The sequence below is a fragment of the Sphingomonas sanguinis genome, assembly GCF_001476905.1.
Lineage (GTDB): Bacteria > Pseudomonadota > Alphaproteobacteria > Sphingomonadales > Sphingomonadaceae > Sphingomonas > Sphingomonas sanguinis_B.
Genome location: NZ_LDTE01000110.1, coordinates 1 through 23913, shown reverse-complemented (window position 1 = coordinate 23913; position 23913 = coordinate 1). Strand labels below are relative to the sequence as shown.

Annotated in this window: 24 protein-coding genes and 1 pseudogene; 12 read left to right on the top strand and 13 right to left on the bottom strand. The window is 58.2% G+C overall.

Features of this window, described 5'->3' with window-relative positions:
• Position 1 precedes the first annotated feature (1 nt).
• The 3 genes from SB4_RS19160 to SB4_RS19150 are packed head-to-tail and all read left to right on the top strand — an operon-like array spanning position 2 to position 2919.
• Complete coding sequence (locus tag SB4_RS19160; RefSeq protein WP_193753843.1) at positions 2-1402, top strand: hypothetical protein; 1401 nt, start codon at positions 2-4, stop codon at positions 1400-1402.
• Positions 1399-2019 carry a histidine phosphatase family protein gene (locus SB4_RS20610; RefSeq protein ID WP_082670214.1) on the top strand — a complete coding sequence of 207 codons (621 nt, stop codon included), beginning with the start codon at positions 1399-1401 and terminating at the stop codon, positions 2017-2019. Before SB4_RS19160 ends, SB4_RS20610 begins: the two co-directional genes overlap by 4 nt.
• Positions 2020-2049: 30 nt before the next feature.
• Positions 2050-2919 (top strand): tRNA nucleotidyltransferase/poly(A) polymerase family protein, encoded by an 870-nt coding sequence (locus SB4_RS19150; RefSeq protein ID WP_082670213.1) that lies wholly within the window; start codon positions 2050-2052, stop codon positions 2917-2919.
• Here the strand turns inward: SB4_RS19150 and SB4_RS19755 are convergent.
• Both SB4_RS19755 and SB4_RS19145 read right to left on the bottom strand, forming a co-directional pair.
• The gene (locus tag SB4_RS19755) at positions 2916-3383 is read right to left on the bottom strand and encodes a hypothetical protein (protein ID WP_153006263.1); all 468 of its coding nucleotides are present in this window, start codon (positions 3381-3383) and stop codon (positions 2916-2918) included. The two genes, SB4_RS19150 and SB4_RS19755, sit on opposite strands and share 4 nt — an antisense overlap.
• Positions 3380-4528 (bottom strand): MFS transporter, encoded by a 1149-nt coding sequence (locus SB4_RS19145; RefSeq protein WP_193753842.1) that lies wholly within the window; start codon positions 4526-4528, stop codon positions 3380-3382. Before SB4_RS19145 ends, SB4_RS19755 begins: the two co-directional genes overlap by 4 nt.
• Before the next feature lie 394 nt (positions 4529-4922).
• Here SB4_RS19145 and SB4_RS19750 point away from each other — a divergent pair, with 394 nt between their 5' ends.
• Both SB4_RS19750 and SB4_RS19745 read left to right on the top strand, forming a co-directional pair.
• Positions 4923-5318, top strand: coding sequence for a hypothetical protein (locus tag SB4_RS19750; protein WP_193753841.1), 396 nt, complete (start codon positions 4923-4925; stop codon positions 5316-5318).
• Between the two features lie 70 nt (positions 5319-5388).
• Entirely contained in the window at positions 5389-6039 is a 651-nt protein-coding gene (locus SB4_RS19745) for a hypothetical protein (protein WP_153006260.1), read from the top strand.
• 54 nt (positions 6040-6093) lie between these two features.
• Here the strand turns inward: SB4_RS19745 and SB4_RS15350 are convergent, their stop codons facing one another.
• Positions 6094-6963 carry a hypothetical protein gene (locus SB4_RS15350; protein WP_058753264.1) on the bottom strand — a complete coding sequence of 290 codons (870 nt, stop codon included), beginning with the start codon at positions 6961-6963 and terminating at the stop codon, positions 6094-6096.
• A 38-nt stretch (positions 6964-7001) separates the two neighbouring features.
• Positions 7002-7133, bottom strand: a complete 132-nt coding sequence (locus SB4_RS20535) for a hypothetical protein (protein ID WP_275044988.1) — start codon at positions 7131-7133, stop codon at positions 7002-7004.
• Positions 7134-7421: 288 nt separating this feature from the next.
• On the opposite strand from SB4_RS20535, the pseudogene SB4_RS15340 reads away from it, so the two are divergent.
• Both SB4_RS15340 and SB4_RS15335 read left to right on the top strand, forming a co-directional pair.
• Positions 7422-8646, top strand: a pseudogene (locus SB4_RS15340) (IS3 family transposase).
• A 209-nt stretch (positions 8647-8855) separates the two neighbouring features.
• A complete protein-coding gene (locus SB4_RS15335; protein WP_082670211.1) occupies positions 8856-9683 on the top strand; it encodes an IS5 family transposase in 828 nt (275 codons plus the stop codon).
• A gap of 157 nt (positions 9684-9840) precedes the next feature.
• Here the strand turns inward: SB4_RS15335 and SB4_RS15330 are convergent, their stop codons facing one another.
• The 5 genes from SB4_RS15330 to SB4_RS15310 form a co-directional block, all read right to left on the bottom strand.
• Positions 9841-10569 carry a helix-turn-helix domain-containing protein gene (locus SB4_RS15330; RefSeq protein ID WP_193753840.1) on the bottom strand — a complete coding sequence of 243 codons (729 nt, stop codon included), beginning with the start codon at positions 10567-10569 and terminating at the stop codon, positions 9841-9843.
• Between the two features lie 535 nt (positions 10570-11104).
• The gene (locus SB4_RS15325; protein WP_420893899.1) at positions 11105-11884 is read right to left on the bottom strand and encodes a replication initiator protein A; all 780 of its coding nucleotides are present in this window, start codon (positions 11882-11884) and stop codon (positions 11105-11107) included.
• A gap of 514 nt (positions 11885-12398) precedes the next feature.
• Complete coding sequence (locus SB4_RS15320; RefSeq protein WP_058753262.1) at positions 12399-12704, bottom strand: ribbon-helix-helix domain-containing protein; 306 nt, start codon at positions 12702-12704, stop codon at positions 12399-12401.
• Entirely contained in the window at positions 12701-13369 is a 669-nt protein-coding gene (gene parA / locus SB4_RS15315; protein ID WP_082670209.1) for a ParA family partition ATPase, read from the bottom strand. The genes SB4_RS15320 and parA overlap by 4 nt, the downstream gene beginning before the upstream one ends.
• Positions 13370-14743: 1374 nt before the next feature.
• A complete protein-coding gene (locus SB4_RS15310; protein WP_058753261.1) occupies positions 14744-15031 on the bottom strand; it encodes a hypothetical protein in 288 nt (95 codons plus the stop codon).
• Between the two features lie 466 nt (positions 15032-15497).
• On the opposite strand from SB4_RS15310, the gene SB4_RS15305 reads away from it, so the two are divergent.
• Positions 15498-16160: a hypothetical protein gene (locus SB4_RS15305; protein ID WP_082670208.1), complete on the top strand. Its 663-nt coding sequence runs from the start codon at positions 15498-15500 to the stop codon at positions 16158-16160.
• A gap of 532 nt (positions 16161-16692) precedes the next feature.
• Here the strand turns inward: SB4_RS15305 and SB4_RS15300 are convergent.
• The 3 genes from SB4_RS15300 to SB4_RS15290 are packed head-to-tail and all read right to left on the bottom strand — an operon-like array spanning position 16693 to position 20104.
• Positions 16693-17754, bottom strand: coding sequence for a BsuBI/PstI family type II restriction endonuclease (locus SB4_RS15300; protein ID WP_058753260.1), 1062 nt, complete (start codon positions 17752-17754; stop codon positions 16693-16695).
• A complete protein-coding gene (locus tag SB4_RS15295) occupies positions 17751-19532 on the bottom strand; it encodes an Eco57I restriction-modification methylase domain-containing protein (protein WP_058753259.1) in 1782 nt (593 codons plus the stop codon). The genes SB4_RS15300 and SB4_RS15295 overlap by 4 nt, the downstream gene beginning before the upstream one ends.
• Positions 19529-20104, bottom strand: coding sequence for a recombinase family protein (locus SB4_RS15290; protein ID WP_058753258.1), 576 nt, complete (start codon positions 20102-20104; stop codon positions 19529-19531). Before SB4_RS15290 ends, SB4_RS15295 begins: the two co-directional genes overlap by 4 nt.
• A gap of 170 nt (positions 20105-20274) precedes the next feature.
• Here SB4_RS15290 and SB4_RS19740 point away from each other — a divergent pair, with 170 nt between their 5' ends.
• The 4 genes from SB4_RS19740 to SB4_RS15270 all read left to right on the top strand — a co-directional run bounded on the left by SB4_RS19740 (position 20275) and on the right by SB4_RS15270 (position 23093).
• Positions 20275-20847 (top strand): hypothetical protein, encoded by a 573-nt coding sequence (locus SB4_RS19740; protein ID WP_153006258.1) that lies wholly within the window; start codon positions 20275-20277, stop codon positions 20845-20847.
• Entirely contained in the window at positions 20837-21184 is a 348-nt protein-coding gene (locus SB4_RS15280; protein ID WP_058753256.1) for a hypothetical protein, read from the top strand. Before SB4_RS19740 ends, SB4_RS15280 begins: the two co-directional genes overlap by 11 nt.
• Before the next feature lie 198 nt (positions 21185-21382).
• Entirely contained in the window at positions 21383-22291 is a 909-nt protein-coding gene (locus tag SB4_RS15275) for a hypothetical protein (RefSeq protein ID WP_153006257.1), read from the top strand.
• The gene (locus SB4_RS15270) at positions 22281-23093 is read left to right on the top strand and encodes an ATP-binding protein (RefSeq protein WP_058753254.1); all 813 of its coding nucleotides are present in this window, start codon (positions 22281-22283) and stop codon (positions 23091-23093) included. The genes SB4_RS15275 and SB4_RS15270 overlap by 11 nt, the downstream gene beginning before the upstream one ends.
• Before the next feature lie 28 nt (positions 23094-23121).
• On the opposite strand, the gene SB4_RS19735 is transcribed toward SB4_RS15270, so the two are convergent.
• Positions 23122-23733 carry a hypothetical protein gene (locus SB4_RS19735; protein WP_153006256.1) on the bottom strand — a complete coding sequence of 204 codons (612 nt, stop codon included), beginning with the start codon at positions 23731-23733 and terminating at the stop codon, positions 23122-23124.
• Positions 23734-23913 lie beyond the last annotated feature (180 nt).

Below are 23913 nucleotides of genomic sequence, written 5' to 3'. Positions count from 1 at the left end.
TATGAAGGCCAGTGCCGACGGGTGGCGCGGCCGGTTTCCGGATGGCTTTTCCGCTGAATCTGCGGCTATGCTAGCTACTTGTGTTCTGAATGTAATTAATAAGGCAACGACGCAAAGCGTTCTAATTAGTTATGACTCACGTCGTGGTGGCCCGGAGGCAGCATCGGCCATTGCTTCGGCGATCAGGCGTTGGTCGGCCAGCGCCGAAATACGAATTGCGCCCCATCTTCCGACGCCGGTAGCGAGTGGAATGCTGGCGTCCGGGCAAGCTGATCTCGCCTTCCTCGTTACCGCCAGTCATAATCCGGCCGACTGGAACGGGATAAAGGTCAAGGTTCCACCGGGAGGCCCATTGAGCGATACGTTGGAAGCAGCAGCCGACGCTCAATATCGCGCGCTTGATGCAGCTACAGTATGCGCGGCCCCACCCTCCGCATCGGCCAAGGTCCTTACGCCACGCGAGCTAACAGCTATAACCGACTTGCACGCAAATAGGCTCATAGAGCTTGTCCCGCCCTGTCTGCCACATTCTCTACACGTCGTCGTGGACGGCCTGAACGGCATTGCGGGTCATCCAATGAGTCGCTTCTGTGAGCGTCTTGGATATCAAGTAACGACGGTTGGGCAGGAACCCAAAGCTGATTTCGGTGGCCTGCGGCCAGATCCAACGCTTGCAAAATCCCGCGAACGTTGTGCGGCCTTGGTTGCCCTTCATGGTGCTGATCTTGGATTGGTTCTTGATGGAGATGGCGACCGTGTGATCTTCCTCGACCATCGCGGCAGTGCCATCGACTCTGCTGACTTGATGGCGGCCCTACTGCTCAATCCGCGACCGGAGCTCGGCCTGCTATTCAATGGTACAGTGATGATGACCACGACATGCGGACAGACCATCCGGGCTGCGGCTGCATACCGCGGATCTGATCTGGTTGAAACCGCAGTGGGATTCAAGCATCTCGCCGGAGCTATGCGGTCGTCTCCTCGATCGGTGGCGGTAGGTAGTGTCGGAGACTATGGTTTCGAGTCACTGACCAGTGACCGAGACCCTCTTGCCGCTGTACTCCTAGCGACCCACATGCTTGCCCATCATGCAAAGCCGCTCGCCACGATCATAGCGAGCATCAAAGCGGAGCTGGGCACCGCCCATTTACACTCTAGCGAGCAGCACCTTCCGCACATGTCACAGGAGGACGTGCACGAGCTGCTTCACGCATTGGCCACAAGCCTCGGTTGGCCGCTGCAGATAGACAGAACAATCGACGGCTATCGAATTTATGGCCCAAATAGGCAATCGGCCTTAGTCCGCCCTTCGTCAACCGAAGGTGGCTTGCGCATATATAGCGAGATCGATCAGGAACCAGGGGAAGAACTTTCAAAAATTCTCGCGGCAGGCGAGCAATGAAAAAGCTGACATTGGTACGTCACGGCGTCACCTCCCATACACTCACGGGACGTTTCTGTGGGCACCAAAATCCGCCACTGCATAATGATGGAATTAGGGCCTCTAATTTCCTGACTTCCCACCCGTTGCTTTACAACGTCGATATCGTCGTATCCAGCCCATTGAGTAGAGCGTTCGAAACGGCAAAACCAATTGCTAACCATTGTTCAGTAGATTTACACACTGACGATAGGTTATTAGAAATAGATTTCGGAAACTGGGATGGGTGTGTCATAACTGGCATCAATACATCCTCCGAGTATGACGCATGGAGGAAAGATCCAGCTACAAATGCACCACCCATGGGAGAAACTGGTCTTTCGGCTCAGGCTCGCGCGATCGCTGCTTCAGAGCACTATCAAATAGAGAACGATCACATCGTGATCGTAAGCCACAAAGGTATTATAAGGCTTCTCATCTGTCATTATCTGGGGCTACCCGCTCGTGAATTTCGCTCAATCGGCCCTATTCCAGCCTCGTCCGTAAGCCAACTAATACTAGACAATAGACGATGGCATATGAATACTCTAGGCGATGTATGTCACTTACCTATCGGCTTAATGACCGGATCTTATTAAAGATAAATACTACATTCAGCAGGGGTATTGATGATGTCGCAGTGGGATCAAACTTTTTCAAATATTTTAGGTTACAAGATCCGCGATTCACGCGGCATTAACTGGTCTGCCCAATCAATAGTTGACTTTCTCGAGTCGAAAGGCATTCCAGTTTATCTTGCTGGGGGCGCCGTCCGAGATATTATAACAGGAAACAACGCACCAAAAGATATTGACATGGTCGCTCGCGCGCCAATTGTTAAGACCGCCGATATATTAAAAGAGGCGATGGGTACAGATTCCCTTCTTATTTATAATGAACCTCTTGGTTCACTGAGAGTGGGCAATTCCCACAGCGAATATATCGACGTCGGCATGTTTCGAGACATTAACAGTATCATAGGTGCGAGCCGATTAAGCGAAATCCATTGGGGATATAGCGGCGATCCATATGCAGATGCACTAACGACAGACTTCACCATAAATGCGATGTACTGGCGTATGAATGAGGGCGTCCTTGATCCATTAAACCGTGGGATCGCCGACTGCCAAGCTCGCAAACTTGTCATAGCCGCAGATCCGCGAAAGGCAGAACTTGATTTGCGGCTAACACTACGCATGGCATTATTTGCTTGCCGAGGTTTCGTTCCAGACAATTATTCTCATACATTTTTCGTAAACCGAATCAATGATGATGTCGCTAGCTTTGGCGTCGATCTTGCGGGATATCTTAATGAGCTGACCCGAGATTCATCAGACCTTAAGGCTGCAATACTTCATTTTTGCGCTAACAACGGCGCGTCGGCTGAGACAATCCAAGCCTTAGAATTTGCTGTGAACAGTGGATCCGTAGGCTACACATCTTACTGGAACAACTCTGGTAACAGCAATTCATCAATCACAGTGGGCAACAAAACTTAATCATTTAATTTCTCGAGCATATCCGCTCGTATTATGTCTTTACGCCTTCCTATACAACGAAATAGGTCAATAAGTTCGTGCCGCGACGGGATATAAATCGTTTTATTGCTAATTTTCCGGCTATTTCTTGTATTAAATGATACCGGTATCCATTTTGAGTCCTTGGCAATGTGAAAATCTGCCATCAACTCGATATTGAGAGGTTCCGACTGCACCTCGAGAAACAGGGAAGAGTAAAATAGATTACTCGGCCCATTACTAGAACGGGCTGCTACCTTGCGGCTCTCTAGCCTTTTAGCATCTCTTTTGGATACTAGTACATCTACGTCTTTTACAGGGCCAGGGGTGACACCGTATAACGCTGCCGCTGCGCCGGTAATTATCCACCAAGGATCAACGGCATCTTCAAGTAAGTCTGCAATTGCCTCAAGGGTTTTCGCGACATTGTCGTCTAGCGATTTCATATCTTTCGCAATCTATCTGCGCTTTCAATTGGCCATATCAATGAAATAAAGAATGCCAAGCCAGACATCGTTGCCGGAACTAAAGTGAGCGCTGTTAGATGATATTCTATCATTGGAGCAGTGAACACAAGACCAATTGATGTTATCCCTAATATTAAAACTACAAGAATTGAAGATCCCTTAACTTCGTCGCCATGCGCAGCATCTAAAACACAGTTATAGCTTATTGGACCCCGTACACCTGCGCCAATGTTCATAATAACTAGAAATATCGCAATGTAATATACTGATAATTTTTCGCAATATGACACCATTACCAAGAACACACTCCCGATGAAAACGATAGCTGTTCCGGAAATGATGATAATACTTTTCTTGCACTTCCTGTTCATTAACGGTGCCACATTAGTAGCTATTATAAATGAGGAAAGCGATACCAGCTGTATTAATGCGTAACACTCCACACCAAGGCTAAATCTCGAGGAGAGTATGAGCGGTACTGGCGCCACAAGCACGAGAACGCTACTCGTAGTTAACGCATGGCTTAGCGCCAGCCGCCAGTATAGATTCTTTCGACCAAATCGCCTACTTACCGAGATGTTCGGTACTACAAAAACTGTAGAGCGAACCGTTCCCCACAAAGTAAACATAAGCAATGTGACGCAGCCGGTCGCTATAGCTAAAGCCGTCAGCGGCAATCGCCAGCCCCCAAATTTCAGCAGGGCGACTGCTGCCGATGGCGCTAGCGCAGGGGCTATCGCCTCCAAACTGCCAAGGGTCGCCATAGCACGTATGGCTCTTGTCCCACTGTAAACGGAACGCATGATCGCTGGGACGAGTGCGGGCGCTGCCGCACTTGCAACACCCTGCACGAAGCGGCTACAAACTAGTGTCCAATACGAATCCGCCCTCGCAGCGACAATCGCAGCGATAGTGCATATCGACATAGCTAAAGTCAGCAGACTCGTGCTTGACCATCTCGGTTTCATGAACCCAAATAGTAATAGGCCACATACTAAGCCGACGCTATAGGTTGCTACCAGCATTTGCGCACTGGAGCTTGAGATTTTTAGGTTCTCGACAATTGCTGGTAGAATCGGGAGAATAGATGCTGGCCCGGAAACAGATACAACTGCGCAGGCCATGAGCACCCAAATTCTCGACCTAACCATTCCTTCCCACCCCTTATATATGCTGCCGAAGCCTAGGCTCGCCTCTATTAAACGATAACATAGCCTTAGATTCTGCGGCAAATTTTGAAACTTGTATAGCTGGCTAGCCAACTTATTGAAAATTCATTATTTTTTGTGGCTATGGCGTTCTTTTGTATTATGATATAGCCTCAATACTTTCTAAAAAGAATGATAGGATTATGATTCGTCCGAAGCAAAATAGTAATATTAGCTATTATTTAGATGCATGTATATTCAATCTCCACTCGCACAAGTTGATGTTAACTCTACTCACAATGATGGCCCTGCCGGGTTATACATCACTTCCGCTTAATATGCATATTAAGCTTTCAATATAATGAAAAACATGCACACCTATATGCGTTCTATAGAAATTATTTTTGTATTGAACGGCTCCGTTCGTGCGAGAGATCATATTTTTATAGATAATGCTGACGCCTTAATGCGCGAACTCGAAATTGAATTGGGATTGAAGAATAATACCAAGTCCCCGAGGGTAGCACATATATCGGTTCGCAAGCGTTTGTTATTGGCGTATAAGAAGTGTGATTCATCTTTAATTGGAATATCTGTGCCAATCATATATTGGCTTTTCCATAATCATCCTGACATGGCTTCCGATATGAGAGTGGTTATTAAGCAAGCAGCCGGCTGCGGTTGCACCATGTTGGCAGATTGCGTCGAGCGCCGCGGTCGCGCTTACTGGACATTCTCAATTACTGCTGATTCCTTGGGTGTATAAATTAAAGCCGATACTGCGGCTTGGCTGTGTATGTTAGCGTCGTTCCCTAATCTGCTTTAACGGAGTGTGCATGATGTCGTCAGTTTCCTTGATACGGCGCCTCGTGCTTTTCGTAGGCTGCTCAGCAAGCGTCACATTAGCGGGCGCTCAAGCTAGTTCGGCGTCTTTGCGTTGCGCGTCTGCTGTTAATGCTAATTCCCCATATACGGAGAGAACGCCGCAGCCGAAAGCAAAAGGACAATCAGATCTTACGAGCTGGGGGGGGCGATGGGTCGGACAGGCGCGTGTCCAGCGGCCCGGACATCCGGCTTTGCTTGGCCATGCTTTTGTATTCGTGTGTTGGGCAAGCCATGCGAATTTACTATTTCTAAGGCGGATCATTAACCTAAATGACGGCTCAAAACTTCATGACAGTTTGACAATTGCGGAACCAGATGGGGATAGAAAAATATCTTTTTGGGAGTATCCATCCCACGTGAATCTGGTTTTAACGCGAGATGGTCACCGATGGCTTAGTGACGAAAACAATCAGCGTTTAAATAAACCTTTCCACTCCTTAATTGTAGAGAACGGAAATTGGGTAGAGCGTTGGAACCAGACTATACATGATATAAATCAGCTTATTGAAATTGATCTTACGCAGGAAAGAGAGAATTATAAAGACGATACATGGGCCGATGCGATAGCCCATCCTCAAATTGACAATCAAGTTTGCCGATGATTACTCTTGCTCAGAACTATTGCGCTCTGGAGCCCTTCGGCCGCATCAACGACTTCATAGCTTGTCCTTCATCGCTACCTCAACGCTGGGATCGAGCGGACAAACACAATCAGCGTCCAGCGTGCCGCCCGTTTTGATCCGCTCGGCGATCTGCTGGGGGGTCGACGCCCCGGCCGCGCCGATCACCCGCGTGCTACCTCCGTGTTCGCGCGCTGCGGCGATCGCCGCGTCCACAAGTGCCTGACCAGGCGCGAGCCGGGGATCGGCATGGTTCTGTTCGGGGGTGTTCTTCAGAAATAGGATGGCGAGTCGCTCCTGATGTAGCGAATAACCTGGTGGCAGGACAGGCCGCTCCATCGCGCGAAGCGCGCGCTGGAGCTGGGCCGACTGCTGCTGCCTTATCTGCACCCCGAGCGCCGCACCAATCTTGCGCACGCGCTCAAGCGGAGCCTGCTCCTTGGTGACAACGGCATCGATCTGTCGGATGCCGAGATTGTTCAACAAGTGCGCTTGGTAGATCGGCCCCTTGGTATGTCGGACATAGGCAAGCTCGGTGCGCGCGTTGGCGATGGCGGCCGACGGGGCGCCCTCCTTAGCAAGCGCACGGATACGATCGGCCGCCTGCTGACGCGCGGCCGGCAGGTAGGGTTCAAGCTCCTCGCGCACCTTCACAAGGGGCAGACGATAGCGTTGCCCCTCGGGCGGATCGCGGTCGGGGAGCATCGCGATCCTGGCCGGGCCTAGCCGTGCCTCGGGCGCAAAGTCGCGCCGCACGGCCGCCGCGGCGAGGACAGCGGCCATGCCGCGATGATCGCCGATGACAAAGCTATAGCGTGAGGCATCCATCCATGCCGCCTTGTCGATCGACGCGATGCGGATCGGATGGCCGACATCGCGCGCAACCCGGGCGGCGTGCTGCCGCACAGTGCGGCCATAGCCTTCGCGGAAGGGATGGATGGCGTTCAGCTCGGACAGGTGGTTGCCCAGCCGATCGAAAAATCGTTCCGGGAGAGGCCACGAAAGCCGTTGCTGCTGCCCAAGCCCGCGAACAGCTGGTGCATTTCACGCGCGATATAGGAAGGGGTGGCGAACATCGATCCGCCTTTACCGATCTGGACGATCCGGTCCTGGCCTGCCCATTTGTAGACATCCTGGAACTAGTGCTGGTGGAGGTCGCGATAGCCTTGAGGGGGGCGGTACCGGCTGAGGGCGAAATGACACCCTAAGCGCTGGTGTCCTTGGGCCAGAGGTATTCGCCGGTGAGGAGGATGTGCGCCCATCCGAGCGGAGAGACAGGGGCCCGGATCACCAAAACGCAGGCCTATTGAGGTGGCCCCTCAAATGACCTGACAAGGTCTCGCTCTTGGATAAGAGTGAGGCATATGACTGACGGTACGACTAGGCGTTACAATGACGGCGAGGTCCTCTCCGGTGTGCAGCGCCGGAGGAGAAGGTCCGGATTGTCGAGGAGACGTATCTGCCGGGGATGAGCGTGTCGCTCGTCGCCCGCCAGCACGGCATCAGCGGCAGCCAGGTGTTCACCTGGCGGCGCCTGATGAACCAGGGGGCGCTGACCGCCGCAGCAGCCGGCGAGGAGGTGGTGCCGGCCTCCGAGTACCGGGCGCTGGAAGCGCAGGTGCGCGAGTTGCAGCGGCTACTGGGCAAGAAGGCCATGGAGAATGAACTGCTGCGTGAGGCCGTGTCCCGGGCCGCAGGCCCAAAAAAACTGCTCTTGCGCTTGACCTCGTTGCCGGGGGACGTTCTGTGACCGCGGTCGCCGATGCGCTTGGCATTTCCCGCCCGCATCTGTCTGCGATGCGCAACCGGCCACCGCCACGACCGCGCGGGCGACCACCACTGCCGGATGCCGAGCTGGTCGCCGATATCCGGCTGCTCGTCGCCGATCTGCCGACCTATGGCTATCGTCGTGTCCATGCCCTACTGCGCCGCCAAGCCGAGAAGACCGGGCGCGCAGCGCCCAATCCCAAGCGGGTGTACCGCGTCATGAAAGTGCATGGCCTGCTGCTCCAGCGAGGCGGCGAACAGCGCGAGGAACGCCGTCACGACGGCCGCGTCGCCGTCGACCAGCGCAACACCCGCTGGTGTTCGGACGGGCTGGAGATTGCCTGCGACAACGGCGAGAAGGTTCGTGTCGCCTTCGCACTCGACTGCTGTGACCGCGAGGCGATGGGGCATGTGGCTACCACGGGCGGCATCACCGCCGAGGACGTGCAGGACTTGATGGTCGCGACCGTCGAGTACCGCTACGGCCGGGTGAACCGCGTGCCCGAACCGATCGAGTGGCTGACGGATAACGGTAGCTGCTACACCGCGCGCGACACCCGCACCTTTGCTCGCGGCATCGGCCTGGTCCCGCGCACGACCCCGGTCAGCAGCCCGCAGTTCAACGGCATGGCCGAGGCGTTCGTCCGCACCCTCAAACGCGACTATGTCCGCGTGAACCCCAGGCCAGACGCGCAGACCGTCATCGCGCAGCTGCCAGCCTGGCTCGACCACTATAACGAGGTGCATCCACACCGCGCCCTCGGCTATAGGTCACCCCGCGAGTTCATCGCGAAAACACGCGAGGCCCTGTCAGCCATTTAGGGGGCAACAACACCTATGTGACCGGCATCATCGCAAATTTAGTCGAGATTGATCGTACCGCCTGGTTCACAACCGCTCCGTTCGACCTTGCCACAACTTGCGTATCGCTCGGTCGCACTTGCGCAATTCTAAGAGCCCGACCGATAATTAGGTTGAGCGATTTCGGTCAGTTGTGATTCACCGGGGTTTGCGAAGACCTTGGAGGCCACATGGGCTGGACCGAAACCGCTCGTCGCGAGCATGACAGAAGAAGGCTGCGTTACACAAGCGACTGTACCGACGAGGAATGGGCGATCATCGCGCCGCTGCTGGCTCGAACGACGAAGGTGGGCCGCCCACGCCTGCACCGGGCACGGGATCTGTGGAACGCGATCCAGTACCTTGCCGCGACGGGATGCCAGTGGGCGCAACTGCCCCGCGACTTTCCGCCCTTCACGACTGTACAGTACCATTTCTACCGAATGCGCGACAGCGGCCTACTCGATGCGATCAACGCGGTGCTGGTAGCCGGAGTGCGGGTCGCGGAGGGGCGCGAGGCCGAACCGACCGCAGGCATCATCGACAGCCAGTCGGTGAAAACCACTGAAGCGGGTGGGCCGCGCGGCTATGACGCCGGCAAGAAGGTCAAGGGGCGCAAGCGCCACATCGCGACCGACACGACCGGCAACCTGCTCGACGGACTGGTTCTGGCCGCCGATATCCAGGACCGTGACGGCGCACCGAACCTCATCGAGCGCTGTCGCGACGCCTATCCCGCGCTTGACCGTTTCTTCGCCGATGGCGGCTATGCCGGGCAGAAACTGGCCGATGCCATCGCGCATATCGACCGCCTCGTCATCGAGATCGTCCGGCGTTCCGACGCCCACCGCTTCGTCGTCCTGCCCCGGCGCTGGGTCGTCGAACGCACCATCGCCTGGCTCAACCGATGCCGCCGTCTCGCCAAAGACTGGGAGGCATCCTTCGCCTCCGCAGAAGCATGGCTTGTCATCGCCTCCATCAGGCGGATGACACGCCGTATCGCTAAACTCGAATTATGAGTCGGGCTCTAACCTCTCAGCGTTCGCGCCTTCACGATAATCGACGTCAGAAAACGCATGCTCCTCTTGGGAGCAATGCGACGGCGTAGCCGGCGCTCCAACAGCCCGTCTTTGGGTCTTGGTTGAGATGTGCGTTGTGGTTCCGGCACTCTCGCCGTCAGGCGTGAACGTCTTGGCCGGCGAGGCCAAGCCTTTCTGAGCTAATGATATATGAGTTTAGGAGCGGTTGCGAGCCAGGTTGGCACTCGCTCTCTTTGGCATCGATCGCGGCGCCAAGGCGCGCGAGAACCTTGCCTAGTTGGCCGTCGACCGTCGCCAACGCATATTCCCGACGCGACAGTGAGCTGAGCATCGCGGCCGTCTGCTCGATCCGCTCAGCTTCCTGCTGGACGACGTCCGCAGGCAAAGGAGCCGGGCGCAGCCAGCGCGGAAGGTAAGCCTCGATCCAGGCCGGCATAAGCATGCGGTACGCATTGCTGGTTTGCTTATAGCGTGGTCCAACGCCGTCGATCTCGACGCGTTTGAAGCGACGCTGGGCAAGAACGAAGCCGAGTTCGGTCAGAAGCGCGAGTGCACGGATGACGGTGCGGCGTCCGATACCGACAGTCTCGGCCAGATAGTCGAGGGTGGGGTACACACGGCCTGCTTGGACTCGCGCGATCCTGAGCAATGCCTCGAGGACCGCCAGCGTGTTACGGCTGAAGCGCAGGATAGCGGCCTCCCGCGGTGTCGGCTCTCGCTCTTCGTGCGCGATCCTTGCGCGCAGGTTCGCCCGTCCGGCGCTGAGCGCCGCAGCGCGCTTGTAGATCCGATCGGTCTCCCCCTTGCCGGGACGCGAAAAGAAGGCGTCTTCGAACGTACCAGCCTCGATGCTGTCGCGCCGCACGGGCGCCCCAGTGCGGTGGGTTGCGCCAGATCGCGAGGGCTTCCGCTTGAAGCGGGCACCGCCGAGCACGGCCAGAGCCGCCTCTGCCATTGTTATTGCAGCCAATTTCCTGCCCTCGCATTGGGCCGGGACCGGGGCAAAACTCACCCATGGCGCGAAGCGCGCAACCCTTGAACCGAAGCTCAGAAACCAGTATGTCTTGAGCGTTCAACGGCTCTTTCGATGCTTGCCGGCATCGGACATAGCGGTCTCAGGGTGCCCGGCCTCGTGCCGGGCATTCGTTTATGTGGTCACAGCCATTCCCAATTTTTCCAGGCCGCGGACTGCGACCTAGGCGGCCGCATAGTGGCGTACCACGGCCATTCGCGAAACATGCGTGATTCGTGCTTTCGACAACATTAGGCGACTAATATTCGTGCTTTTGAAAACACGTGGGCAGCCCCCTCCCGCGCCACGGGACAATAATTCGTGCTTTTGAAAACACGAGAAGGCCGAACAAGGGCGCTCGCGTCGGCCCTCCTCGAATCGGGAGCGCCTATGACGCGCGACGCTTGGGCGTGCTCTCTGGAATTATTTTGACAGTGTATTCCCGGACTGTCCGCCCCGCTGCTGTCAACGTGCTGAGACCTTGGTCCTCGATCTCAAATTGGAAACCAGGGATCGGATCCTCTTCGATAGTTTTGGTGAGCGCAAACTTGAACTGACGCGGCGAGCCTTGATAGCCCATTTGAAGCCGCAAATCTTCCAGCGGGATGGTTGTTTGGCCGTCGGCGCACAAGGAGCGTGCGACCTCATAGAGGCGACGTTCGACTGGACCGAGCTGGAAGTACGTTGATGCGTATTCCAAGACTTGGCGATCGACCATGATCGCCCGATACAACCAGTCGCAAAGGCGGACCTTGACTGCCTTCAAACGTTTCTCGCCACCGTCACCCTTGATGTATTGCAGCTTTGCCTCTTGCAGCCATGAGAAGAAGCCCTCTTCGCCTTCCCCGCCAGCTTCGATATTCGTTTTGATCTGCGTACCTTGAAGTCTCTCGAGTGCTTCAGATAAGCGCCTATAAGAGCGGGCGGATTTGTTGGCGCCTGTAACGCTGAATAGGTCATTCGCAGTGAAGCTGAACTCTTGGCCAATGTGCTTGCCGGCCTCGACCTTGGCGACCATTAGGCTGGCGATGTAGAGGAGGATCTCCTTATCATAGATCGTGGCCACCCCTTTCGGCCCCGGTCCCACCTCGATCGACACGTCGCCCTTTTTATAGGTGAGCGGTTGCATCCATGCCTTTTTCGCCAATGCGAAGAACGGCCAGGCCATGAGTGACCGCTCCCCGCGGACTGGGCCGTGGAGAGGGCTATCAAGCAGGAAAAGCTCGCCCTGTTCTTGCTCTGCCATGGTCAGCTTACCTTCATCTATCTCCGCATTCGCCGAGGGGAGTGGATCGGGTTCAGCAGCGATCCCGAGCGACCTCGACGCTCTCGTGTTTTTGATAATTCGCTTCCGACGTTCTTGCGTTTTTGAAAGCACGAAAATCCGGCCGCTGGCGTTTCCGAAAGCACGAAATTTGACCCGAAAACAGGCTTTAGAGGCCCTGTTTCTGACGATTTTGGCCAGTCCCGGCCCACTCGGCTCCCCTTCTTCGTGCTTTTGAAAACGCGAGAGGCTGTGTCGGTGGAGCGGTCGGTAAAGGGGGTCTGGATTACGGAAGCGTAAGCCATGCCTCGCCGTAGCACCCTGTCGGCTTCGGCTCAAACGGCATCATCGCCGTCTGCTCCTGCACACGGTCCTCTAGCCCGCGTTCAACCTCGCCGCAACTGACGACGGGGGCATTTCAAGCGGAGGCGATCGGCGACCGCCCGTACTTTTCAAACAGTAGATTCAGGGCTTCCGCCATGAGCTTGACCTGGTCGGTGTCGTGCTCGACCGCCAGCATCGCAAGCTGCTTACGAACCGCGGGATCGAAGTAGCCAGCGATGTTCACCTTGCCGTTTCGCTGAGCGCCCCGCGCCGCCCGCGCAGGCCCGCCCCCCTGCCCCGTCTCGGCCGGTCGAACGGTAGTCGACGGCGCTGGCGCAGCCTTGCCACCAATCTCTCCCAGCTTTCCGAGGCCTGCCGCGAAGCCAACCTTTTTAGTCATGCTGCCTCACCCTTCTCCTTGTGCTTCGCAGGTGCACGTGTGCGATTGTGCAGATGTGCGACTACCCAGTCAAACAAGGCGGTCACCTCTGCGGCAGCCTTTCCGTTTGGCTCGACCTCCTGCGCCGCTTGGCCCGAGATCATACAGCGGCTGAAAGCGACGCGATCCCCGAACGACTGGTCTGCGACCTGAAGGCCGAATGAAGAAACGATCGTCTCGGCCGCCTCCTGGCCACCGGTGCCCTGGTGAGGCACGCCGTTGAGGACTGCGAACGCCGTTTTGCCAACCAGTTTCAGTAGCTCGACCGTCTTCGACATTGCCCTGAGATCCATGATCGTGGGCTGACACGGTACGAGTATCAGGTCTGCCGCCTTTGCCGCCTCAAGAGCGGTACTCTCGCTGTGCGGGGCCGTATCAAGGATTACCACGTCGGCACCCATCGACTGCGCTTCCTCGAGAACCTTAGCCAGCCTGGATGGCTGGATCGACAGCACTGCTGGAGTCTCGTTCGCGCGATGATCCTTCCATTCGGCCGCGCTGGCCTGTGGATCGAGGTCGAGCAGCAAGGTGTTCTTACCGGTAGCTGCGAAGGCTGTCGCGAGGTGGATCGCGAGCGTCGTCTTTCCGACCCCGCCCTTCTGCGCAATGAGAGCCACTGTCTTCACCTTGATCTCCTCGCTTTCCCCTATGCACTGTCGCGACTGTGCACACGTGCGCGATTGCGTCGGTATGTATGCACATAGTCGTGGTAACGCACAAGCGCGAAAACGCACGTGTGCGGATGTGCGCAGGTGCACTTTCGCACAGGTGCGCGACTTTCGGTCAGTGTGGCTGAATGACCTTGCTCGATAGTGCCAACATCGCAGCGCAGGCCAGCTCGGCTCACAGCATGGTGGTGCTGCATCGGTGAACTGACTGGTTCCTGGGGTAGGTCTCGCACGCGTTTGCCCTGCCCTGCTTCGTTTAGCTGGTGGCGTCAGGCTCTCCGTCAGGATTTTCTCTAGCAATTCTCGGTGAGATCCTCGCCTTCGACGTTCATCAGCTACCCGCGCCACGAGCAACCGATCACCGATGCCTCACCCCATCGCGCAACACGATGTTGCGACGACGCACCATCGCACCTGTGCACACCTGCGATGGTGCATTATCGCAACAGTGCATCCGCCCGCCGCTGCCCCTTTGCTCCGTCTCGCAGGGTCTGCGCCAGCAACCTGTCGTTTGTCGGTCGGGCCCCTGCCGAGTGAAACACTTCTACGTCGATTGCGATATCGCATTATCGCGGGTGTGCACCGGTGCACAGGTACATCATTTCAGCGCAGGGTGTGCAGCATAACGCTTTCGCACGATCTTCAAAATCAAAGGGGGGGGTGAAGAGGGAGCGGCCGATCTAGCTAGCGCATTGGGGAAAGGGCATCCGCGCCCCTCGCAGGCTAGGGCCGAGCGTGCGCTCAATCTCGGAGACGCGCCCAATGATATGTGCATTGATGCACAGGGGCGTAGGTGCATAGAAGCGCAGTCGCAATGCCGCGAATGTGCGAGAGCGCACCTGTGCATAGGTGCGCAGGTGCGCAGGTGCGCAGGTGCATGATCGCGCGCATGGGATACTTAGACCAGTAGGCTGAAGATGACCAACATCAAGGCGGCGGCAGACGCGAGGATCTTCCCGACGCCCAGCACGCGAGCCGAACGGCCAGGTGCGATCGATCCCGGTACGTACTGCCAATATCCCGTCGACAGCCAGGACAGACCCTATAACGAACAGCATGAGGGTGAAGGCCTTCACAAATTCCCGACCCGATGATGGCGATATGGCGAAGGCAGCCACCAGACAGTCCGTCGCGATCCCGTAAAGCGACGCGCCAGCATTCAGGAGACCGGGCATCAAGAGACGGCGAGGTCGGCTCCATGGGATCGGCACAAACATCATCGGCCTCCTGCAGATGCGGCACGGCTCGACCGAGCTGGCGGGCGGCCACGCTCCGAAGAGATTGTCACAATATCCGCATGTCGGCGCTGGGGGAGGGGGCCGTTTGCATCAATTAAGCGGACGGATCCGCGATAATCTCGTCGGCCCGCTTGGAGGCATTGTAGCAGGCAGGGTCGCAGAACAGCATAGGACGGCTTCTACACGTCATCTGATGCCCCTCCAGCATGACGGGCCTGTTTGCCAGTCGCTGGCATCGCTCGTTGGTCTTCGTCATGAAGCCGCAAGGGATGGCGATCGGTTCGCCACGCGGCGCCTCCATCTCGGCCGCGTTTAGCGGCTCTATGTTGAGGTCGGGGGCAGGATCAAAGAAGTCCCGCTGCTGGATGCGCGCGTGTTTCATATGGACACCTGACGACGATGGGGGGGGACTATCGAGCGATGCTCTCGCTCACCTGCTAACTCCCTCTCATGTCGAAGCGCATCTGACGCGACCAGGCGGTGTCGTGGGAGCAAAGGGGGAAGGGCGGATTGCCGCACCGGCAGGCACAATTCCTGACATCTGTTCCCGATTGTACTTTTCCGAAACGAGCACACGACGATGACGTTTCAGGAACGTGGCAGTGTCGCTGATATCCTAAGCTTTGCGACACGCAGAAGGAGCGGGGTTTTGCGAGCAGGTCCGTGTCGCAAAAATCTGCTGCGGAAGGGCGGAAAAAAGAAGCCCAAACGGAAAAGGCCCGCCAGAGGCGGGCCTTGAAGGTTCCTTTGACGATGAGGGGAGGCTTGCGCCCGCGTTCTCAAAGCCGGAGATTTTCAGATAGCCCTGCAGGCGATAATGTCAAGGTTCTCTTGAAAAGGCTTCAACCTTGCCCTTCTCCCATGCCGAGCTGCAGGAGCTTCCTGACGTCATCTCCGCTCCCCGGTTCGCAACCTACCTGCAGGCGACGGGGAACGACCGGGAGAGGGCACTCGCTCTGTACGAATGGAACCTCGATCTGTCTTCAGCCCTGATCGTTCCGCTACAAGTCTGCGAGGTCGCGGTACGCAACGGCATCGCCGAAGCAATCGAAGCCGTCCACGGAATGAACTGGCCCCGAAACAACGGCTTTATCCGGAGCCTTCCACGCCCAAAACGACGGACAGACTACGATCCAGCCTCCGATCTAACGGCCTGTGCCGCGCGGCTTCCGACGACAGGTAAGATCGTAGCCGAGCTTAAATTTGCCTTCTGGGAGAGGGTATTCACCGCCGGCCAGGATAGTCGCATCTGGAATGCGCATTTCCGCACCTATTTTCCCGGATCTCCCGCGGGACAGTCGATCGCACAGTGCCGGGCCACGGCCTACGCCGATCTGCGTATCATTCGTGCGCTGCGCAATCGGATCGCGCATCACGAGCCAATCTTCACTCGCAATATCGCCGACGATTACCAGCGCATCCACGATATGATCGCTTGGCGCAGTCAGACGGCCGCGACTTGGATGGACAACAAGCAATCGGTCCTCGCGCTGCTTCCACAACGACCGTAACCCATTCATAGAAAACAGCGTTCTCTACTTGTTCAACACAGCCGTTCCTGATATGTGTCGTACAGCGGAAACGTCCTAGCCTGTCTAGGATCGTCTGCCGGCTGCGCTGGGTTGGCTCGAAACTCTGGCGGCGCGGTCACAAGCTGTTACCAGAAGGGGTCCGATCAAAGCAGCGCCCGAGTCCGAAAGGCAGAGCGGGGATCGGCGAGGCGAGACGGCCTCGTAAGCAACTGCTGAGTATCCGGCTGTCTCAGACCGGATGCGCCCGTAACGCGATGGCTGGCTCCAAGGGTCAACTGATAAGCGGGAAGGCCGGACTGCCTCTGCTGCGGCAGGGGTAGTCGTCCTATGCCCGCTTAGCTCCGGCTTCACCAATGGTCATCTGAGCTTCAGTGAGTCATGCTCTGAAGCTCATCTACGATCATTGATCCTCAATAAATCACTCGCGCCTTTTCATATTGAGGTGAAAATCACGCGGGCATTCATTTCGAGCCAAATTTGCGAAAGTTTTTTGGGCCTCGATGCCTCCCGCTTAAGGTCGGCCGCGCAGTCCACCTGATGTTTCGCTGAAAACCACCAGCCGTTCTGGCTCGGCCGCGAACCAAGCGTAGCTGCCCCATGCGAGGCTATCGACCGTCTTCTTGAACGGCCCGGCGCTGCGATCGAGGTAGGCGGTCACGAACGCGACGTGCTCGGCCGGGAAGCCCGCCTCAGCAACCAACTCCTCCAACGCCTCCTTGCGGCGCTGGCTAATCGGTCCATCGGTCGCGACCACCTCCACGAACACCAGCAACGGGTGCGCCGGACCAAGGTCGACCAGGATCGTATCGGGCAGGTTCTTGTCCGCCTGGATGGCGAGGCCAATCGACCGCGCCAGCTCATCGTCGCGCGCCACTACCTTGTTCCCGCTCTCGCTAAGGAACACCACCGCCGGGTCCGCAAGGAAGGTGGGCGCGAACACCTCCATTACAGCCTTGGTAATCTCCGAGCTGGGGCCGGGCTTCATCCGGCGGGTCTCGCCGTTCGGGAAGGTGACGAGCACCTGATCGGTGCTGACGCCGGCACCACGGCGCACGATCGCCAAGCGGGCAAGCGCCCCCTTGTTCAGGGCCTCGGCCTGCCATGCTGCGATGCGGGTCTGCAGCGTTTCGCCGGTGAGGGCAGGGTCGAACAAGGCGGCGAAGCTCGCCTTCAATGCATAGCGCGGCTTGCTCGACGTAGTGGCGAGGTCTGTGCGCTCGGTCACGGCGCCGATCGCCACCAGCCCCTCGCGCAGCGTCTCGTCGCGGATCGGCTCGCGCGTGTTGTCCTGATACCAGCGCCGCCCCTCGATCTGGGCGCCAGTACGCAGCACGCCGGCCGAGTAGGCGGCACGGCTCGCGTCATCGACCTGCGCCGCCTGCTCGTTGGTCATGCGGTAGACGTGCTTGGGGCCGAGATACGTGCCGCTGCCCTCGATCGCGTCCACATAGAGGGCGACAAACACCGTGCTCGCCGCCAGCATGCGGGTCAGATAGGCGCGATTGGGCGCGCCATCGGGGAAGATGACCTGCAGCCGGGCATGAACCTCCTCGCGGTTGAGCAGCGGCATCATGCCACCACCTGCCCGTAGAGCCGCGCCAGCTCGCCCTCGATTTCGGCGCTGCCAGCCCCCCGCGCGACCAGCGCCTCCACCCCTTGCATTGCATCGGGCGAGGGGAGGGGAAGCGCCTCCATCTCGAATGCCGAGACCGCAACGCTACCGTTGATGCAGCGGAAGAGCTGGTCGACGATCCGGCTGTTTAATACCACCGCAACCGTCGCTGGCGATACTGCCGGCCGGGCAGTGGGCCGCACCATGTTCAGGTGGTTCTCGACCACCACTCCGCCATGCTGGGCGATGAACTCGGCCGGCAGCTCGGCTGCGATCAGCCGCCGTGCCTGCTCCTTGGCGGTGGTGCGCTGGACGAGCACGCACGCCTCCTCGACCAGCAGCCAGGCGTCGCTACGCTCGATCTTGAAGTAGGGCGCATGATTGCGCTTCTCGGCCCGGAACGCGAACCGGCCATCCGCCGATACCGCCTCCGCCCATATCAGCGGATGCACACCGCGGGCGGGGCGAAGGCGCATCTGATCCTTGTAGCGGTTCCACACCAAGGGGCCGGTCGACACGCTGTAGCCCCAATCGGCAAGCCGCGCCGGCATCGCCTCGGCCGCAGCGATCAGGGCGCTGTGGCGCGGCTCACGGGGGGCCAGCCACGGCTGCGAGGCGGGGAAGGGGAGGCCGATCGTGCCGTTGCGGATAACACGCGCCTCACGCTCGTTCGCCACCTCCACATAATGGACCTGGGCGCGGCCGGGCTTGGCGCCACGCTTGTAGGCGGCGAGTAGCGTCTCCTGCAGCACGTCCTCAAACACGCCGCGGCGCGCGTGCACGAAGTCGATCACAACCGGGGGCGCCTCCTTGGCGATCAGCTCTCGCAGTGCGGAATAATAGCTGCCGGAAAGGAAGCTGGTCGGGGTCAGATAGGCGATCGTGCCGCCTTTCTTGGCCCAGCGAACGGCAATGTCGGTGAACACCCCATAGAGGTTGGCATGGCCGTAGAGGCTGCGTGCAAACCGCTGGCGCTGCTCGGGAGTGAGGGTGATGCGGCCATAGGGCGGATTACCGATTACCAGGTCAAAGTGGGCTGCAGGTGCCTCCTCCAGCGTGTCCGCGACGCGCACGATGACGGGAGCTGGCCGACCTGCAGCCGCGGTCACGTCCGCCAGCAGCAGCTCGACCGCGTTTTGACCGAAGCCTGCCGCGTAGGGGTCCAGCTCCAGCCCGACCAGACGTGTACCGATCTGCCGGAGGACGATGGCCGGTTCGGCCGCTGGAAGGGCGGCAACCATCCGTTCGGCTGCAGGCAGCAGGAATGCACCTCCACCGCTCGCCGGGTCGAGCACACGGGCGCGGGTCCAGTCGATCCCCTGCTCCTCGGCCATGTCGAGCAGCCGGTTCGCAAGCGCCGGCGGAGTGTAGAAGGCGCCGAGCGCACCACGCTCGCGGGCATGAAGCAAGGCCGTGTAGAGGCCGGTCAGGAAATACGCTGCTTCTGTGACCGGCAGCGGTGCCGCTTCCCGGCCCACCACCTGCGCCAGCTCGGCAACGGTGCGATCGAGCCGACCATAAGGCTGTGCAAATGGGGCGCTGAGCTTGGCGCGAGGCCGAGCCTCCGCCTGGTAGGTGTCGATCGCGATGCGTGTGAACAGCGCCGCCATGTCGCGACGCCGCGGTTCAGGCAGCGTCTCCGCCCATGCCCGCGCAAGTTGGCGTGCGCGGGCCAGCTCATAGCGCTGTGCTTCAAGGTCTGCGGACAGGGCGTGCGGAAGCGCGGGAGCGAGGCTCATGCTGCAGCCGAACGGTTGCGATGCTCGCGAAGAACACGCTGCACGGTCGAGCGCGACACACGGAACAGGCTGGCGAGCTGCGAAGGCGATCCCTGACCAGATTCCGCCTTGGCGATGATCTCGGCGCGCTGCTGGCCAGTGAGGCTCGGCCGTCGCCCCAAGTGGCGACCAGCTTTGCGGGCATGCGCCAACCCGTTCATTGTCCGCTCGCGGATCATAGCCCGCTCGAACTCGGCAAAGGCGCCTAAGGTCTGCGTCATCAACCGACCTGCAGCCGTCGTAGTGTCCACGGCCTCGGTCAGCGATCGGAAGCCGGCGCCCGCCGCGGTAACTGCCTCCAAAGTGAAGAGAAGATCGCGTAGTGAGCGCGACAGCCGGTCGAGCTTCCACACCACCAGCACGTCGCCAGGCTGCAGATTCTTGATCGCTTTCGCCAGCTCGGGCCGCTCGGCCTGGCCGCCCGAGGCCTCTTCCCGAAAGATGGGTTCGCATCCCGCCGCAGTCAGCGCCGCAAGCTGGGCAGCCAGGTCCTGATGATCACCGCGGGACACCCGCGCATAGCCGATTTGCATAGCCGCGTTCTGACACAGGATTCTGACACTCTGCAACCCGCAGAAAAGCGTGATCTAGTCTGCAGCGTCAGAACCGACCGGTTGTGACACCTGCTGATTAAGCTTTGGACTAAGCTTGACTATCCCACTCATATCACATATCTCACGTATAGAGAATGAGATTGAGGGTTATGATTTTCGATATTGCTGAACTTGCTGGTGTAACGATCCTCTCAGGGGCGCCGAGCGGACGGCAGCTTTATGTACGGCTAATTGAGGCGCTCGGCGAGGAACCCGCGATGCCCGAACCTCTATTTCTCGATTTCAGTCGAATCGAGGTCGCGACCGCTAGCTATCTGCGGGAGTCAGTGCTTGCTTTCCGCACATTCGTGCGCGGCCGCAAATCGAACTTCTATCCCGCAGTTGCCAATGCCAATAATGACGTGATCGATGAGCTTGTCGAACTCGTCCATCCGCGCGGCGATGTGCTTATGGTCTGTGTCGTCGGTGATGACGGGACGTTGCTGCGCTGCCGGTACGTCGGCAAACTCGATCCTATGCAGCAGTTGACCTTTGATCTCGTCAATCGCGAAGGTGAAACTACGGCTGTTCGATTGATGGAAATTGAAAATAGCCAAGTCAAGGCGACGGCTTGGAACAACCGCTTGGCTTCATTGTCGAGCATGGGTTTGCTATGTGAACAGTCGCGTGGGCGTACCAAGACTTACAGGCCGATATTTGCGGAGAGTGAGGATGGGAGCTGATTTCAAAGAAAAGACGAGAAAGACCTTCGAAAAGTGCTGGGACAAGGCGGCGGTTGAGGCCAATACGCCCGACCTCTTCAACAAGACGCCGGACCATGCTGCCAGTCGCTACGAAGCCGAAGCGCTTGGCGATGCCAAACTTATGATCGGTGACACGGTCGCAGTACGGATGGAAGGCGGCAGGTTGATCGGACGCCGTGGCGTTTCGGCCGTGCTCGAGGTTTGCAGCCCCAGCCAGGCTCTTATTCAGTCAATTTCACTAGGGTGCAACATCGCCCGCGCTGACATTGTTGCAACCGATCCAATCAGTGGCGTTTTCGAGGTTTCGTTTAGCTAGAGGTTCAGTAAAATGTCCCGACAAGAGCGAGCGTTCAAGAGTTACTGGAGTAAGCCTGGCGCCGCCATGTCGTTGGGATGCGTTGGTTGTCCCGACCAAGCAACCTGTGGCGGACAGACCATTATTGGGCCCGGCTTCAACTGCCTAGACCATTGCTGCGGCAAGCCCGATGTATGTCCGGCCGTATGTCCTCATGCATTGACGTTCGCCGATCGCATTCGAGAAGTGCGTGGGCTTTCTCTCGAAACGCCTTTGGCTGCACCGCTCGCACGCCCCGATCTGCCCCACCATCTCACCATGCTCTTCCATGGCAGTGCGCTTGCAGCGCCGGTGCCGGTAAGCGCTGTCGCTGTGCCATTGTATCGTTTTTTCAATCGTTTCGCCGACTGCCGGTTCGACACGCGCGAGAGCATTGCGGAAATTTTTAAGATCGATCCCGGTACGGACATCCTCCTGTCCGGCGTGGCGCAGGACAAGGAAGTCGAAGGCTGGTGGCGACTTGAGCGGCGCGGTCGCCTCAAGGCAGTTGCGAACTTCCGGCGCTTGGGGGTGTCGATGGTTACGGTTCCCAACTTCAGTCTGATGGTTGATCGCCCGCGCTGGGACGACCTCCATGCCATGCGGCGGATCGCGATCTGCTTTCACGAGATCGTGTCCGAGGGGCAGCCAGCAGCCCTTCATGTGAATGGCCGAACGGAATGCGATTTCATGCGCTGGACGGACTACATCGTCGCGCATCCCGAGGTTACACACATCGCTTACGAATTCACGACCTGCGGCAAGACTCCAAACCGCATGATGCAGCACGCTGCTTGGCTGATCGACCTCGCGCAGAATGTGGGCCGACGGCTTGGCCTTGTCCTGAGGGGCGGGCTCCCAGTGGTAGGATTGCTGGCGGACTATTATGACATCATATTCATCGATACGTCGCCCTTCGAGAAGGCTCAGCATCGCGAGGTCGCTTGGGTCGACAATGAGGGACAGCGTCGCTGGAAAAAGCAAATGACCACCGCCAATGAAAGGCTAGACGCTTTGCTCGCCGCCAACATTTGTGTTTCGCGTGACTGGTTCGAGACCCTATTGCCGAAGTTCAAGCTTGCAGCCTGACCTCTTGGCTCCGCGCTTCGACTATCGCGTTGTCGATGGTCTCGGCCGCGCACGACAGCGCGGCAGCGTGCCGCAGCTCGGCGGAGCTGTTTTCCGGGCGGAAACGCTGGGACCGGCCGTCGAGCTTGCACACTTGGAGTCCGGGATTTCAATCGGTGATTTGCATCGGCAGGTTTGGCTTGAACGCGGCTCGCTTGCGCCGATTCTATCCGCGCTGGCGAGCAAGCAGCAGCAATGGCTGGCCCCCGATGGCCGGTGCGGCTTGATCCTTGGCTCAGGACTGGCGAGTGAAGCGGTGCTCAACGGCTTCAAGATTGATGCGCATAAGGCGGCTCTTAATGCCGGCTTTGTTAAGCCAGCACTTCTTATCGCCGCCTTGGGCGAACTCATTGGCAATGTAGTCGATCATTCTGAGGCGATCGGCAGCGGCGTAGCCATGTTCTCCGCCGAGGCTGGCCGCTTCGAATTTGTCGTGGCGGACACTGGCGTCGGCGCACTCCGCAGCCTGACCCGTAACCCAGACCATGCGAACCTGAGTGACGATGGCGCGGCGTTACTTGCCATGGTCGAGGCCGGAGTTTCGCGCTTTGCGCGTGACTCAGGCCACGGTAACGGCTTTCGACCGATCTTTGAAAAGCTCGCAGATATGTCTGGCCACCTGCGCTTCCGTTCGGGCGGCTACGGGCTGACACTCGATGGCCGCTTTGGCGATCGGATCGCGCGACAAATCACGCAGAAACCTAAGTTACGCGGCCTCCTAGCGGCGGTGACCTGTCTCGCCCCTAAGACGTCAGGCCAATGAAGCCCAATCAGCCTTGGCTCTCAGCCACTTAGGATTTCGATCGTCTCCAAGATCCAACACGCGCTAGACACTGGCGCGCCCAGGCACGAACTCGTGCAGAAATAGTGTTCCAAGGCGCCGACACCGTAAGCCAGTACACGACGATGAGGACCGCCACAGCAGCGATGGCTAGCAGTTCACCCCGCATTTCTGCGGCGTTCACAGGTACAGAGAGCCGAGACGTAAGCAGCGCCGCGAGCAGACTTCCCATCGCGCCTAAAAGGATGATAGCAATAGCGTAGATCGAAAGGTGGACACGCGCCATCCGAAAGCTAGCGAAGGCGGTGAATGATGGCTGATCGTCGTCACTTTCGAACTTTTTTGACCAATGATAGATCGCCAAGCGGTTAATAACCTTGCCAGGCGCGCGCCAAGTGCCCTCGCGTGTTGGTTCCCCTTGCAGGTAGGGCGCCCATAAGGATGGTTCGAGGCGACGGACATTGCGAAGCGGGCTATGCTGGCCGGTGAGCTGCTGCTCTAGATCGCGGATTAGGAAGTAGTGAATCCTCGCGACCGCAAATACTCCTTCGCCAATCCGGCGGGCGACCGCGTCGGGATAACTACGCCTCTCATTAAAGCGAAACTCGGTTGTCTCGGTCACGCTTGTAGCGGTCGTGAGGCGCCAGTCACCAGCTGCGATATCAGTGCTGAATAGATCGCGTGCCCTTCCCTGCAGATGCACCCTTAGCCGCAAGTACTGGCATCCGCCGCGCACGCGCATCCTCTCGCAGAGATCCTCACCGAAAGTTACAATGGTCCCATCTAGGGCTGAGACTCAATC